The organism is Alterotamlana spongicola (assembly GCF_035818475.1).
Taxonomy (GTDB): Bacteria; Bacteroidota; Bacteroidia; order Flavobacteriales; family Flavobacteriaceae; genus Cognatitamlana.
Map to the genome: position 1 here is coordinate 823,138 of NZ_JAYMGV010000001.1, position 14,184 is coordinate 837,321.

A 14,184-nucleotide genomic window follows, 5' to 3' on the forward strand; every position below is an offset into this window, starting at 1 on the left:
TAGGTTTTAAATACAGAGATAGATATTTTTACAGCATTAAAATTTAAAGATTATAAATGAAAACGATTAAGCATTTAGGAATTATTGTTACTGGATTATTAATAGTTGTGGCATGTAAAGATAAAAAGACTGAAACTAATGAGACAGAAGCAACTATGTCCAACAAAGTTTCTCAAGATAAGACAGACCATATCAAAACCAATCCGCCAAACGGCATGATTTGGATTCCCGGAGGTTCTTTTATGCAAGGCGCTGTTCCTCATGATAACATGGCCATGCAACAGGAAAAACCTCAGCACCCGGTTACTGTAGATGGTTTTTTCATGGATATTACTGAAGTTACTAATGCACAGTTTTCAAAATTTGTTGAAGAAACAGGTTATATAACTATAGCTGAACGTGAAATTGACTGGGAAGAAATGAAAAAGCAACTTCCTGAAGGCACGCCTAAACCTCATGATAGTATTTTACAACCGGGATCCTTATTATTTAAAAAATCAAAATCGTCGTTACCCAATTTATATGATTTTTCACAATGGTGGCAATGGTCTATTGGTGTCAACTGGAGACACCCCAGTGGGCCTAAAAGCACCATTGAAGGGAAAGAAAACCACCCTGTTGTTCATGTGAGTTTTGAAGATGCTGAAGCGTATTGTAAATGGGCCGGAAGGCGTTTACCTACTGAAGCCGAGTGGGAGTATGCTGCGCGTGCTAATAAAAACAATACCACTTATTTTTGGGGAGACGACAAATCTCAGCTTTCTAAAATGGTGAATAGTTGGGAGGGTGAATTCCCCGTGGGAAATACTTTAGAAGATGGTTTTGAAAGAACTGCTCCGGTTAAATCTTATTTGCCAAACGATTTTGGCCTTTTTGATATGGCGGGTAATGTTTGGGAGTTCACATCAGATTGGTACAATCTAAGATATTATGATGAACGTGCTACATCAAATACTGCAGCAATTAACCCAACAGGAGCAACCAAACCCTATAATCCCAACAATCCTTATATAGAAGAAAAAGTGATTAAAGGTGGATCTTTTTTATGTAGCGATTCTTATTGTGCCAGTTATAGAGTATCATCTAGAATGGGTACAAGTTTAGATTCTTCTTCAGAGCATGTAGGGTTTAGAACTGTTGCTACACCAGAAATGCTTATAAAGTAAAAGAATCTATCTGAAAAGTTTATTGATTGTATCTTGTGTCATTCAGAGCAAAGCGAAGAATCTTATGTATTTGAGTATAATGAGCATTATGATCTCAATGATTCGTTACTCGCAGACAGGCTCATTCTGTTCTGAATGACGCATTTCAGATAGGTTCTTTTATTTATTCAGTGTTTAAGTTTTTTAATCCCAAATTAGAGAAAGAACGTAGCTCCTAAGCGGATCACATTAATCTCATTTGTGAAATTTGGCCCCCAGAAAATATTAGCCAAAAACTTATTTGGAACAAAAACATGGTTTAAATTAAATTCTCCCCACCATACAGCCTTCCATGTTGAATTGGTATTCATAAATATGGGAGAGGGGTTAATAAACAGAAACGTTCTTTTACTAAAGGAGTAGCTGGCATTGAATTGCAATCCAATTCCATTACCTGAAAACTTAAGTTCGTCAGGAATCAGATTTGTAGAAGGCTTTGTAACGTGTACATAGCTAATCCCTGGGAAAATTGCCAGTTTAGGCGTTAACACAAATCCAAATACATTCCCTACCGCAATAGACCAGGAACTGGTACCTAAACCATTCTCAAAAGATCCCGTTGGAACCGTTATATCTGTAAACGGTGCAATAGCAATAAATTTTTTACTGATATTTCTTTTGACTACGCTAAAATATCTTAATCTGGCGTCACTGACTCCAAACTTATTGGTTCTGTCATTATGCATAAATGGTACTTCTGCCAATACTAAATTATCAGGATTGAAAGCATACCTAACATTAAAACGCATACCATAAAGGTTTTGCCCTTTTGAAAATGACGACTCTAAATTGGCATTAACCTGGGTATACAGGTTTGTGGGTTTTGAGGCATCTACATCTTTTTCTTCTTCCTGGGCTACAAGTGTTAAATGGAAGCATAGAACTGCTAAAATGGTAAAGAATAGGTTTTTCATTTTTTTGAATTTTGAATTTTGAGTTTTGAGTTTTGATTAATGTACGGTTCGTTATTTTTAAAAATTGTGATATTATAAAAATAGGCATTTTTTTTACTTAAAAGAATAAATTTTGAAACTCTACAAAAAGAATTTAATCCCTAAGCTCATTAATTTGATGAGTAATAAAGTGAATTATAATTTCAGTAAGCTTTAATAAATACAAGAATCCGGTTTATCTTTAACATAATAGGACTTATAGTTTTTAGCTTTCTTATCCATACACCCACATAAGTCCAGCAGCTTAATATTTTTAAAGTCTATCGGGTGACTTTCTGCCTGCAATGCAATATAACCTTCAGGGATAATATCCCCGGCTTTATTACTCCAAAGTTCAGTGGTCATTCCCCAATTTTCCCAGTTTTCTCCTTTGTAATACGTGTTGGGTTTGGTTACTCCTATCTGAGGAGATTTAAATTGGAATACCGTATCCTTCTCAACAATAAAGATCATGGATTCACCACCCATAACAACAGCCTCAGCATGTACCCATTGATCTCCAAAATACGTTTTAGAACCTGAAGAAATACAATGCTTATAGTTTATAGTATCTCCCATAACAACAGCAGTACCTGGTGTGCAAACATTTGCTGTAGGCCTGTCTTTAGCATCACTTAAACCCCCAAGCAATTGTAGCTCTACAGAAACCGGAAAATTTTGATGGTACTCATTACTGGCTGCAGATTGTGAGTGTAGCATGATCCCGCTGTTTCTTACATTCCAATGTGCTCCGCCTTTGGTTTGCTCTCCTGTAAACCGGTAATCAAAACTGAGTTTATAATATGAGAATGGTTTGTTGTAATATATATGCCCGAATTTATTATCAAAACTTTTATAGTTATCATAACTGATTCTCAACATACTGTCTTCTACAACAAATGTTTCTTTATAATTATCATTGAGATCCAGTCCGGATATTTTAATATCCCAACCGGTCAAATCCTTTCCGTTAAAAAGGGCTATCCACTCTTCCTTTTCAACATTTTTGTTTGACTTACAGCTTATAATACATCCAAGTATTAAAAGAAATAGTATTGGATATTTTGAGTTGCTTAAACTGCAAAGAAAGGCTTTCATACTGTTTGATTGCTATAGTTTTTTGTTTGTTTTTGGGCTAATATAAAACTAATTTATTACGCCCATAATGTTCTCCCAATACATTGTTTATATCACAAAGAAGGCTATCATAGCCTTCTTTGTGATATAAACTAAACTGAAAAGGTTTTATTTTAGTTCAATTTTTTGTGTTTTTTTATTGTAACTTTTTCCTCTAATTGCTTCAAACTTTGCAATCATATCTTCAAGTTTCTCTTTATGGGTTTCAGCCAAATTGTTTTGCTGCTGTATATCTTCTTTTAAATTATACAATTGAAAACCCTGAGCATTTCCTATTTCAATATTAACATTTTTTATAACGGCAGGTCCATTGTATGGAGGAATCATAACCCAATCACCTGCTTTAAAGGCTGTTCTGGACGTGGCTTCGATAACCAATTCATCTCTTCCTTTATCTGATTTCCCAATAAAAGCATCTAACAGATTTTCACTGTCTCCAACTTTTAAGTCACTACCAACCAATTCTGCTAAAGACGTCAATAAATCCATTTGACAAACTAAAGCATCTGAAACTGATGGTTGAATAGTCCCTTTCCAGTAAGTAAAAAATGGTACTCGTGTACCGGCTTCAAACAGGCTGTATTTACCTCCTCTTAATCCTCCGGCAGGTGTATGGTTTCCAAGTTTTTCTACAGCATCGTCATAATAACCGTCATTTAATACAGGGCCATTATCACTTGAGAATACAATTAAAGTGTTTTCCAGCAAACCTTCTTCTTCCAGCGTTTTAATAAACTCACCTATGCACCAGTCTGCTTCAACAATAACATCGCCTCTGGGACCTAAGCCGGATGCCCCAACAAATCTTTCATGCGGTGTTCTGGGCACATGCGGTTGTTGCATAGCATAGTACAAAAAGAAAGGTTCGTTCTTATGTTTTTTTACATAGTCCTGAGCCTCTTTTAAGAAATGGTCGGCCATATCTTCATCTTTCCACTTGGCAGCCTCACCACCTTTCATAAATCCAATTCGGGGTATTCCGTTTACAATACTACTATTGTGACCATGGTGCCATTTCATTTTTAGTAATTCCGGATTATCTTTACCATTTGGTTGTCCTTCAAAATTTTCTTTGTAACTAATCTCAATAGGATCATCTGGATCTAATCCAACTACATTACCGTTCTCAATATATACCGTAGGTACTCTATCTTGAGTTGCCGCCATAATGTATGAATAATCAAAACCAACTTCATTTGGCCCCGGGCTTACACGTTCATTCCAATTAACATTCCCCGTACCCAGACCTAGGTGCCATTTACCTACTATTCCTGTATGATAGCCTTTAGACTTAAGCATTTTTGGAATAGTCATTTGGTCCGTTCCAATAATCAAAGGCGCTGTTCCCGGTAATATTTTAGCATTCTTTTCACGCCAGGGATATACCCCGGTAAGTAACGCATATCTGCTGGGGGTACAGGTTGCAGAAGACGCAAAACCATTTGTAAAACGCACGCCGCCATTTGCCAACTTGTCTAAATTAGGGGTTTTTAATTCTGTAGCACCATTAAAACCAACATCGCCATAACCTAAGTCATCTGTATAGATGACAATAATATTTGGAGGTGTTTTCTCTGTAGCGACTTTATCTACATGTTCTTTTGCTTTTTCTTTACAACTTATATTCAAAAGCACCATAAGTGCTAATATTATAACTTGATTTAATTTTTTCATGTTTATCTCGTTTTTGGTTTTTTGCAGATTAAAAATTCAAATATCCCGGCTTTTCTTTAAACAAATATCGCTGTTGGTTGTTTTATTGTCTCAAAGCGACCACGCAATATAGAAAAGAAGCCTGTATTTTTCATTTATTAGTTTATCTTTTTCTACTTGTTCTTAGCTATTACTATTTGTAATCCAATTAATACGAAATATGTTTATTTTATATTTAAAAATACGATGAAAAGCATTAAAATCAGGTAAAATGCATTTTATCCAAATTTATTTATTATCTTCGACCCGGATATAAACTATTATTATATAATTAATTATGAAAAAAATTATCCTATTCACGTTAGTTTTAATGTCTTCCTATGTATTTGCTCAGGAAGCAAATGAATCTTCAAAAGAAGAAAAGTTCACCTATACAGAAAAAGGTCTAAGTCCCAGATCTATTGCTGTTAATTTAAAAGGAATGACAAAAACTGATCTTATAAACAAAGCAAGAGCATGGCGAATAGAAAAATTCACTGAACCAAAAAATAAGGCAAAAGAAGATGACCATGATGACGACTATGATGATGAAACCGGAAAAAATAACAGTAAAAAAATTAACTTAAGAGGAAATGTCAATAATGCTATATGCTTAAATGAAGACTCTAAACGGACATGTGAAAATGCATTTATCTCTATAGATGTGATTATTGAGGACGGTACATACACCTTTAAACCTAAAGATTTACTTTTTAGAACTACTTATGGAAAAAAGAAAGCTAAGGTTAAACTTAATTTTGACAAAACTGAGTTATATTCTGATAACAGAGAAATAAAAGCCGGTCATGAGCTTGTTCCTTCTCAATTAGAAGATTTGTTTAATAGTTTACATAAAAGTCTTTATAATTATATAACAGATCAGGAACAGGAAGACGAGTGGTAGACTATAATTAAGATTTTATTTAGTAAAACAAAGGCTTTCAAAAAATTGAAAGCCTTTGTTGCTAACATTTAAAGTGTTTTCTCCTTTGGTTATAATACCTTCATCTATTATTTCCTTACCTAAAATATTATAGGTTTTGTAGATTCCATTAAAGCTTGGACATAATCGCTTAACAACCACTCAAATTTATCTTAAATCCTTACTAATTAGGTATTAGATAATTACAATAAAAAATTGGTTGAAATATAACTTTCTGTCATTTCAAAAAACAATTATTCCTTAAAAAAAATCATGATAAAAATACAACAACTAAAACTCATCCAGAGTAATTATATTTAGTAATTTTCTATATATTCGTAATCTTATAATTACAATTTCCACCTTATAATTCTTATTTTATGAAAAAACAACTTACTATTCTCTTAGTTTTCTTTTGTGCATCTTTAGTCTATTCACAAAAAATGAAGGTAGAAAATGGAGGCTTTGATTTTATTAAAGATCAAAAAGAAATTAATGTCGAGTTTGTATATGACAATATGAAAATTAATAAAAAAAATCTTACCAATGATGAATATGTACAAGAGCATGCTGCAGATTTAGAAGAAAAAAAAGGAAAAGGAGAGGGAAAAGCTTGGAAGAAAAGTTGGATAGCGAGTAGAGAAATAATTTATGCTCCAAAATTTTTAGAGCTAATGAACCAAGATTTATATGAAGAAAAAGGAATTTCTTTCAAAAAAGATTTAAGCAATGCTAAATACACACTTATTGTAGAAACTGTTTGGGTGTACCCAGGGTGGAATGTTGCTGTAATGAGGCAACCTGCAAAAGTAACTACATTATTAAAGTTTGTGGAGACTGCTAACAGAGATAATGTAGTATTGGAGATTACAAGTAAAAATGCGCCAGGGAACCGTTTTGGAGGCACCTTTAGTAATGAAGATAGAATTGGTGAAGGGTATGCAAAAACAGGAAAAACCTTGTCTAAATTAATTATGAAAAAAGCCTTTTAAATTAACTTGAGGCAATAAAAACAAAAAAGCGAATAATAAAATTATTCGCTTTTTTGTTTTTCCATATCAATAATATGCGCAACTGCCTTTACAAGCCTATGATGGTTTTTTACAAAAGGATTTGTTTCATCCCAAACATACCCCGCTAAAACAGCACATATTTGTTTTTTAATCTCAGGGTTTTCTGGTTTGTGGAAAAATAATTTCTGAAGGTTTCCGGTGTACCACTCCTTAACATAAGTTGCAAAAACATTAACACCTTTTTTAATATAACCCGAATATTCTTCCTCCCAATTAACCTTTATATTTTGTAATTCTTTAGTAATTAATTTTGCAGCAAGAAGTGCTGACTCTGTTGCAAAAGTAACACCTGAAGAAAATACAGGGTCTAAAAATTCAGCACTATTACCTGTAAGCACATATCCCTTACCGTAAAGTTGTTTTACAGATTTAGAATAATTTTTTATTTCAATAGGGTTAAACAAAAAATCGACACCTTCAAACCTATCTCTATAGTAATCTGAAAGCTTTAGCATTCTAGTTAACTTTTCAGGTGTTGTTCCTTCAAATGATTCTATAAACTCTGTTGAACCTACAAAACCAATACTCGTTACGCCATTAGAAAATGGAATTACCCAAAACCATGTTCGGGTATCAATTACATCAAATGTTATACGCGTTCCTTCCCACCCTTCAGGGCGTTTTAAATCTTTTACATGTGTAAATATTGAAGATTGGTTAAGAAGCTCTGAAGGTTTTTCTAAATTTAAAAGTCGTGGTAAAACTCTACCATATCCACTTGAATCAATAATATATCTTGCTACAATAGTATTACTTTTATTTTCCTTGTTTTTAATAGTAGTTACAGAAGACCCATCTTCATTAAAAACAACATCAACAACTTCATGTTCAAAAGCTATATCTACACCTCTTTTTATAAGCTCATTTGCAAGTGTATTATCAAAATCTGCTCTTGGCACTTGCCAAGTCCAATTCCATCCATCAGTATGTTTTTTACTAAAATCAAAGTTACAAACCTCTTCTCCTCTTAAAAACCGAGCCCCTTCTTTAACCTCATAATCTTGCGCTTTTAAACAATCTAACAAGCCCACCTCTTCAAAATGATCCATACATCTAGGAAGCAAACTTTCACCAATAACAAATCTGGGAAAATTACTTTTTTCAACCACTTTAACCACACATCCGTTATTTTGCAAATAAGATGCTGCAGCACAACCAGATGGCCCAGCTCCAACAATTAATACATCAACATTTTCATCACTCATAAACTTACTAGTATAAAATCATTTATTATTCTAAATTTGCAATCCAAAATAACTTCATTTTTAGTTATTATACTATTATTTTATTAAATATTATCAATTTATAGATGTTAAAACTGAATGGAACTTTAGGTATTGAAGATTTTTATAAAATCATTTTTGAAAACAACCTTATAGAAATTGATAATACCGTTATTCAAACTATAGAAAATAGCTTTAATTTTTTAAAAGATTTTTCTGAAAACAAAACCATCTATGGCGTTAATACGGGTTTCGGGCCCATGGCGCAATATAAAATAGCCGATGCAGATCGTATAAAATTACAATATAATTTAATACGGAGTCATGCTTCTGGAACTGGCAATATTATTCATCCTAAATATGTGAAAGCGGCAATGTTAGCGCGATTAAACACATTATCTTTGGGTCATTCTGGAGTTCATAAATCGGTAATAGAGTTAATGAGCGCATTGATTAACAAAAATATTATGCCCTTAATTTATGAGCATGGTGGCGTTGGAGCTAGTGGCGATTTAGTACAATTAGCACATTTAGCTCTTGTTTTGATTGGAGAAGGTGAAGTGTTTTATAAAAATGAACTAAAACCTACAAAAGAAGTATTTAAAATTGAAAATTTAAAACCTATTGCTGTTGTTTTAAGGGAAGGCTTAGCCTTAATGAACGGAACCTCGGTAATGACAGGTATAGGTATTGTAAACACCATTAATACAAGACGCTTATTAAATTGGATGATATTATGTTCGTCAGCAATAAATGAAATTGTACAAGCTTATGACGATCATTTATCATTAGAATTAAATCAAACCAAAAAGCACAAAGGACAGCGTGAGGTTGCTAAACAAATGAGAGCGTATTTAAAAGATAGCAAGCTAACTAGAAAACGTGAGGAATTTTTATACAATAAAAACCCAGAAGTTACTGTTTTTGAGGAAAAAGTTCAAGAATACTATTCTCTACGTTGCGTTCCTCAAATATTAGGCCCTGTATTAGACACCTTAAATAATATAGAGCGTATTTTATTTGAAGAAATAAATTCTGCAAACGATAATCCTATAGTTAATGTAGAAGAGCAACATGTATATCATGGTGGGAATTTTCATGGTGATTATGTGTCGCTAGAAATGGACAAATTAAAACTGGTTGTTACCAAAATGAGTATGCTATCAGAAAGGCAGCTCAACTATTTATTAAACCCTAGTTTAAATAATATTCTTCCTGCATTTGTAAACCTTGGAAAGCTAGGATTAAACTTCGGCATGCAAGGTGTTCAATTTACTGCAACATCTACAACTGCCGAAAATCAAATGCTATCTAACCCCATGTATGTGCATAGTATTCCTAACAATAATGATAATCAAGATATTGTTAGCATGGGAACCAATGCTGCTCTAATCACTAAAAAAGTTATTGAAAACGCTTTCGAAATTGTAGCCATTGAGATGATAACCATCATACAGGCTGTCGAGTATCTTAAAGCACAAGATAAAGTCTCTTCAAAAACGAAAAAAATGTATGATGCTATAAGACAATTAGTTCCTATATTTACAGATGACATTGTCATGTATCCATATGTAAATAAGGTTAAAGATTTTATAATGAACCATGAAAATAATATTGTATAATGATTTTACGATTTGCATCTCTATTTACTCTTTTATTAATTTCAATTTCTGCTAATGCTCAAAAAATTGCATTAGTTAATGAAAACAACCTCTATGGGTATATTGATTCTAATGGAGAATATATTATTGAACCCCAGTTTAAAAAGGCTAAAGATTTTTCCGAAAATGGGCTAGCTCCTGTTAGAAAAAACAAAAAATGGGGATATATAAATACTAAAGGAGATTGGGTTATACAGCCACAATTTGATAACGCAAAAGTTTTTATTAATGACTTGGCTTGGGTTGCAAATGGTAAAAAAGAATATTTCATTGATGTGTTAGGCAAAATGATAATAGAACCTAAACCTAACACCAAATATTATGATTTTAACAAAGAAGGGGTTGCTATTTTTAAGACAAAAAAACTAGTAGGCCTAATAAACTCTAATGGTGAAATTATAACAGAACCTAAATATCAGGTTATAAAACCATTTATTAATGGCTATGCTAAAATTAAATTAAATAATTTGTGGGGGATAATCGATTCAAATGGCAAAGAATATATATCTCCAATTTATAGTGAAATTGGAAATTATATTAATAAAGTTGTACAAGCTAGAGAGGGTAACACTTTCAAAATAATCACTAATAATAAGTCTATTATAATTGAGAATGCTTCTAAAATATGGGATTTTAGAGATGGTAGTGATCTAACCATGGCTAGGGTTGATAAAAAAGTAGGATATATTAATACTAAAGGAGAATGGGCTATAGAACCACAGTTTAAAGTAGCTAGACACTTCGTAAACGGGATTGCTCCTGTATACGATGGTAGACGTTGGGGCTATATAAATACTGTAGGCGAATACCTAATTGAACCCCAATATAATGATGCTGAAATTTTTGGAAAAGATATAGAGCTTGCCCCCGTAAAACCATTTGGTACATCTAACTGGGGTTTTATAAACAAAAAAGGCCAAATGGTTATACCCGCAACATTACTTATTACTCCAAGTTTTTCTCTTAATAGGAAAACTAAAGGGTTTATAGGCTCTGTGGCTAAGGTTAAACAAAATAATAAGTGGGGGTTTATTACTCCCGAAGGCAACCTTTTAGGGGAAAAACAGTTTAGTAATATTAATATTTTTGTTGAAATTAAAAAAGAATAACATTTTACCATTAATGAAAAAAAACGCATTAGTCACAGGGGGTTCAAGAGGTATTGGTAAAGCAATATGTATTCAACTAGCCAAAGACACCAACTATCACATTTTAATAAACTACCACAGTAATAAACAGGCTGCTTTAGACACTTTAGAAGCAGTTAAAGATGCTGGAGGCTCTGGGGAATTATTACAGTTTGATGTTGTAAATAATGAAGAAGTGAAATCTGTTTTAGATAGCTGGCATGAAACCAATAAAGAAGCTTTTATAGAAGTAATAGTTAATAATGCTGGTATAACAAAAGATGGTCTGTTTATGTGGATGACATCTAAAGATTGGAATAATGTAGTTAACACAAGCCTTAACGGTTTCTTTAACGTTACCAATCATTTAATTCAGAAATTATTAGTTAAAAAGTATGGTCGTATAATCAATATTGTATCATTATCTGGATTAAAAGGAACTCCTGGTCAGACCAATTATTCGGCCGCAAAAGGTGCAGTAATAGGAGCAACAAAAGCCTTGGCACAAGAAATAGCAAAACGAAACATTACAGTAAATGCAGTTGCTCCAGGGTTTATTAAAACCGATATGACAAATGAGTTAAATGAAAAAGAATTAAAAAAATTAGTGCCTGCAAACCGTTTTGGAGACCCCGAAGAAGTTGCTCATTTAGTATCTTTTTTAGCTTCTAAAAAAGCGTCATACATAACAGGAGAAGTTATTAATATTAATGGAGGTATTTACTCTTAAATAAAATTACAGGAATGAAATATTCATAACTAAATTTTCAACACACACGTAAAATGATTAAATGAATGTTACATATAACCGATAAAAAATATTAATTATAAACAGATGAAGAGAGTTGTTATAACTGGCATGGGAATATACTCCTGCATAGGTAAAAATTTAGAAGAGGTAAAAGCATCTCTTTATAACGGAACCTCAGGGATTATTTTTGATGAAAAAAGAAAACCATTTGGTTATCGATCATGTTTAACAGGCTCTGTAGAAACTCCAAATCTTAAAAAACTACTTACCAGAAGACAGCGTATTAGCTTAGGTGAAGAAGGTACTTATGCATACATGGCAACTATAGAGGCTTTGGAGAATGCAAAAATTACACAAGAGTTCTTAAATACAAACGAAGTAGGCATCCTTTATGGTAATGACAGTACGGCAAAATCTGTTATTGAATCTGTAGATAAAATTAGAGAGAAAAAAGATACCACATTGGTGGGTTCAGGTTCTATTTTTAAAGGCATGAATTCTACCATAACCATGAACCTCTCGACCATTTTTAAACTAACAGGCGTCAATTTCACTATAAGTGCTGCTTGTGCAAGTGGTTCTCATGCTATTGGTATGGCATATCAACTTATTAAAAGTGGTCTTCAAGACTGCATTATTTGCGGTGGTGCTCAAGAAATTAATGAACTTGCCATGGGAAGTTTTGATGGTTTAGGTGTATTCTCTGCAAACGAAGAACAACCAGAAAGGGCTTCTCGCCCTTTTGACAAAAACCGAGATGGACTCATTCCTAGCGGTGGTGGTGCAACACTTGTTGTAGAAAGTTATGAATCTGCTATAAAACGTGGCGCTCCCATTATAGGAGAAATTATTGGTTATGGCTTTTCATCAAACGGAGAACATATTTCAACACCAAACGTCGATGGGCCTTCTCGCGCCATGAATAAAGCTATAGAACAAGCAAACATCCCCATTAATAGCATTGATTATGTTAATGCACATGCAACGTCAACGCCTGTTGGCGACGCTAACGAAGCTAAAGCCATTTTTGATGTTTTTGGAGAAAAAGGCCCTTATGTAAGCTCAACAAAATCTATGACAGGGCACGAATGTTGGATGGCAGGCGCTAGCGAAGTAATATATTCCATGCTCATGATGCAACACTCTTTTATTGCTCCCAATATAAACTTGGAAAGCCCTGACGAGGATGCCTCTAAATTAAATTTAGTAAGCAAAACGTTAGATAAAAAAATTGATGTATTTTTGTCCAATTCTTTTGGATTTGGAGGAACAAATTCAGCATTAATAATAAAAAAATTATAGTACCGATATGAATAAAGAAGTTATTATTGAAAAAATAAACAACTTTCTTATAGATGAATTTGAAGTTGAAGCGGAAGATATTTTACCTGAGGCTAATTTAAAAGAAACTCTTGAGCTTGATAGTTTGGATTTTGTTGATTTGGTTGTAGCTATTGAAGCAAATTTTAGTGTAAAACTAGTAGGAGAGGATTTTATAAACATCATTACACTTCAAGACTTTTACAACCTTATAGAAAATAAATTAAGCTAATATATATTTACTCTAAAATAAATGGCTACTGAATGGGAAGGAAAGTCCAGAGGTTCTGTTTTAGGATATAAAATATTCGTGTTTTGTATTAAAAAAATAGGGTTGTATTCTGCCTATTTTGTACTGTTCTTTGTTGCTTTATACTTTTGTTTTTTTGCTAAAAACAGTACGCAAGCCATTTATTATTACTTTCGTAAAAGACGTAATTATTCAAAACTTAAAAGCGTTTTATGTATTTACAAAAGTTATTATGTTTTTGGACAGACCATCATTGACAAAATTGCTATATCTTCTGGTTTAAGAGATAAATTCACCTATAATTTTGATGGTATAGAGCAATTAAAAAGCATTCTTAAAGCGAAAAAAGGCGGAGTCCTTATTAGTGCCCATGTTGGAAACTTCGAAATTGCAGAGTATTTTTTAAACGAGCTAGAAGAAAACGTTGCAATTAGTTTGTTAACAACTGATACGGAGCATAGTGACATTAAAGCCTATATAGAAAGTGTTACCAATAAATCTAGTATTAAATTTATTATCATTAAAGACGATCTTTCTCATATCTTTGAAATTAATGCAGCATTGTCAAGAAATGAAATTATATGCATTACTGGAGACCGTTATGTTAAAGACACAAAATCGTTATCTTATACATTGTTAGGCAAAGAGGCAAAATTTCCAGCTGGCCCATTTCTTTTAGGCTCTCGGTTAAAAGTACCTGTAATTTTTGTTTATGTTATGAAAGAAACTAGCAAACATTATCACCTTTATGCAAGAACAGCAGATGTAAAACAAAGAGATGTAGAAGGATTATTAAAATCGTATACAGAAAGCTTAGAATGGATCCTTAATAAATATCCATTACAATGGTTTAATTATTTTAATTTTTGGAACGATCTAAAAGATTAGCTA

The 14,184-nt window shown here is 32.9% G+C and carries 13 protein-coding genes; 9 read left to right on the forward strand and 4 right to left on the reverse strand.

The window, feature by feature from the left end:
- Positions 1–56 precede the first annotated feature (56 nt).
- Entirely contained in the window at positions 57–1,166 is a 1,110-nt protein-coding gene (locus VOI54_RS03575) for a formylglycine-generating enzyme family protein (protein ID WP_326281347.1), read from the forward strand.
- 194 nt (positions 1,167–1,360) lie between these two features.
- Here VOI54_RS03575 and VOI54_RS03580 read toward each other — a convergent pair whose 3' ends face one another.
- From VOI54_RS03580 to VOI54_RS03590, 3 genes are all read right to left on the reverse strand, one after another.
- Entirely contained in the window at positions 1,361–2,119 is a 759-nt protein-coding gene (locus tag VOI54_RS03580) for a hypothetical protein (protein WP_326281348.1), read from the reverse strand.
- A gap of 192 nt (positions 2,120–2,311) precedes the next feature.
- A complete protein-coding gene (locus VOI54_RS03585) occupies positions 2,312–3,235 on the reverse strand; it encodes a 3-keto-disaccharide hydrolase (RefSeq protein WP_326281349.1) in 924 nt (307 codons plus the stop codon).
- Positions 3,236–3,382: 147 nt separating this feature from the next.
- Positions 3,383–4,948: a sulfatase family protein gene (locus tag VOI54_RS03590; protein WP_326281350.1), complete on the reverse strand. Its 1,566-nt coding sequence runs from the start codon at positions 4,946–4,948 to the stop codon at positions 3,383–3,385.
- A 316-nt stretch (positions 4,949–5,264) separates the two neighbouring features.
- Between VOI54_RS03590 and VOI54_RS03595 the strand changes: the two genes are divergently transcribed.
- Entirely contained in the window at positions 5,265–5,870 is a 606-nt protein-coding gene (locus VOI54_RS03595) for a hypothetical protein (protein WP_326281351.1), read from the forward strand.
- 398 nt (positions 5,871–6,268) lie between these two features.
- The gene (locus VOI54_RS03600) at positions 6,269–6,880 is read left to right on the forward strand and encodes a hypothetical protein (RefSeq protein ID WP_326281352.1); all 612 of its coding nucleotides are present in this window, start codon (positions 6,269–6,271) and stop codon (positions 6,878–6,880) included.
- 41 nt (positions 6,881–6,921) lie between these two features.
- Here VOI54_RS03600 and VOI54_RS03605 read toward each other — a convergent pair whose 3' ends face one another.
- Positions 6,922–8,166 carry an NAD(P)/FAD-dependent oxidoreductase gene (locus VOI54_RS03605; RefSeq protein WP_326281353.1) on the reverse strand — a complete coding sequence of 415 codons (1,245 nt, stop codon included), beginning with the start codon at positions 8,164–8,166 and terminating at the stop codon, positions 6,922–6,924.
- A gap of 104 nt (positions 8,167–8,270) precedes the next feature.
- On the opposite strand from VOI54_RS03605, the gene flxA reads away from it, so the two are divergent.
- The 6 genes from flxA (at position 8,271) to VOI54_RS03635 (ending at position 14,181) form a co-directional block, all read left to right on the forward strand.
- Positions 8,271–9,806, forward strand: coding sequence for a flexirubin biosynthesis tyrosine ammonia-lyase FlxA (flxA, locus tag VOI54_RS03610; RefSeq protein WP_326281354.1), 1,536 nt, complete (start codon positions 8,271–8,273; stop codon positions 9,804–9,806).
- Positions 9,806–10,954, forward strand: a complete 1,149-nt coding sequence (locus VOI54_RS03615) for a WG repeat-containing protein (RefSeq protein WP_326281355.1) — start codon at positions 9,806–9,808, stop codon at positions 10,952–10,954. The genes flxA and VOI54_RS03615 overlap by 1 nt, the downstream gene beginning before the upstream one ends.
- 13 nt (positions 10,955–10,967) lie before the next feature.
- Positions 10,968–11,702 (forward strand): flexirubin biosynthesis SDR family reductase FlxB, encoded by a 735-nt coding sequence (flxB, locus tag VOI54_RS03620; RefSeq protein WP_326281356.1) that lies wholly within the window; start codon positions 10,968–10,970, stop codon positions 11,700–11,702.
- 105 nt (positions 11,703–11,807) lie between these two features.
- Entirely contained in the window at positions 11,808–13,025 is a 1,218-nt protein-coding gene (locus VOI54_RS03625; protein WP_326281357.1) for a beta-ketoacyl-[acyl-carrier-protein] synthase family protein, read from the forward strand.
- 7 nt (positions 13,026–13,032) lie between these two features.
- The gene (locus VOI54_RS03630) at positions 13,033–13,275 is read left to right on the forward strand and encodes a phosphopantetheine-binding protein (protein ID WP_326281358.1); all 243 of its coding nucleotides are present in this window, start codon (positions 13,033–13,035) and stop codon (positions 13,273–13,275) included.
- A gap of 21 nt (positions 13,276–13,296) precedes the next feature.
- The gene (locus tag VOI54_RS03635; RefSeq protein WP_326281359.1) at positions 13,297–14,181 is read left to right on the forward strand and encodes a lysophospholipid acyltransferase family protein; all 885 of its coding nucleotides are present in this window, start codon (positions 13,297–13,299) and stop codon (positions 14,179–14,181) included.
- Positions 14,182–14,184: the final 3 nt, after the last annotated feature.

What these genes read in the sequence shown, in the direction of transcription:
- VOI54_RS03575 (WP_326281347.1), top strand. Translation starts at nt 57, where the DNA reads ATGAAAACGATTAAGCATTTAGGAATTATTGTTACTGGATTATTAATA.
- VOI54_RS03580 (WP_326281348.1), bottom strand. Translation starts at nt 2,119, where the DNA reads ATGAAAAACCTATTCTTTACCATTTTAGCAGTTCTATGCTTCCATTTA.
- VOI54_RS03585 (WP_326281349.1), bottom strand. Translation starts at nt 3,235, where the DNA reads ATGAAAGCCTTTCTTTGCAGTTTAAGCAACTCAAAATATCCAATACTA.
- VOI54_RS03590 (WP_326281350.1), bottom strand. Translation starts at nt 4,948, where the DNA reads ATGAAAAAATTAAATCAAGTTATAATATTAGCACTTATGGTGCTTTTG.
- VOI54_RS03595 (WP_326281351.1), top strand. Translation starts at nt 5,265, where the DNA reads ATGAAAAAAATTATCCTATTCACGTTAGTTTTAATGTCTTCCTATGTA.
- VOI54_RS03600 (WP_326281352.1), top strand. Translation starts at nt 6,269, where the DNA reads ATGAAAAAACAACTTACTATTCTCTTAGTTTTCTTTTGTGCATCTTTA.
- VOI54_RS03605 (WP_326281353.1), bottom strand. Translation starts at nt 8,166, where the DNA reads ATGAGTGATGAAAATGTTGATGTATTAATTGTTGGAGCTGGGCCATCT.
- flxA (WP_326281354.1), top strand. Translation starts at nt 8,271, where the DNA reads ATGTTAAAACTGAATGGAACTTTAGGTATTGAAGATTTTTATAAAATC.
- VOI54_RS03615 (WP_326281355.1), top strand. Translation starts at nt 9,806, where the DNA reads ATGATTTTACGATTTGCATCTCTATTTACTCTTTTATTAATTTCAATT.
- flxB (WP_326281356.1), top strand. Translation starts at nt 10,968, where the DNA reads ATGAAAAAAAACGCATTAGTCACAGGGGGTTCAAGAGGTATTGGTAAA.
- VOI54_RS03625 (WP_326281357.1), top strand. Translation starts at nt 11,808, where the DNA reads ATGAAGAGAGTTGTTATAACTGGCATGGGAATATACTCCTGCATAGGT.
- VOI54_RS03630 (WP_326281358.1), top strand. Translation starts at nt 13,033, where the DNA reads ATGAATAAAGAAGTTATTATTGAAAAAATAAACAACTTTCTTATAGAT.
- VOI54_RS03635 (WP_326281359.1), top strand. Translation starts at nt 13,297, where the DNA reads ATGGCTACTGAATGGGAAGGAAAGTCCAGAGGTTCTGTTTTAGGATAT.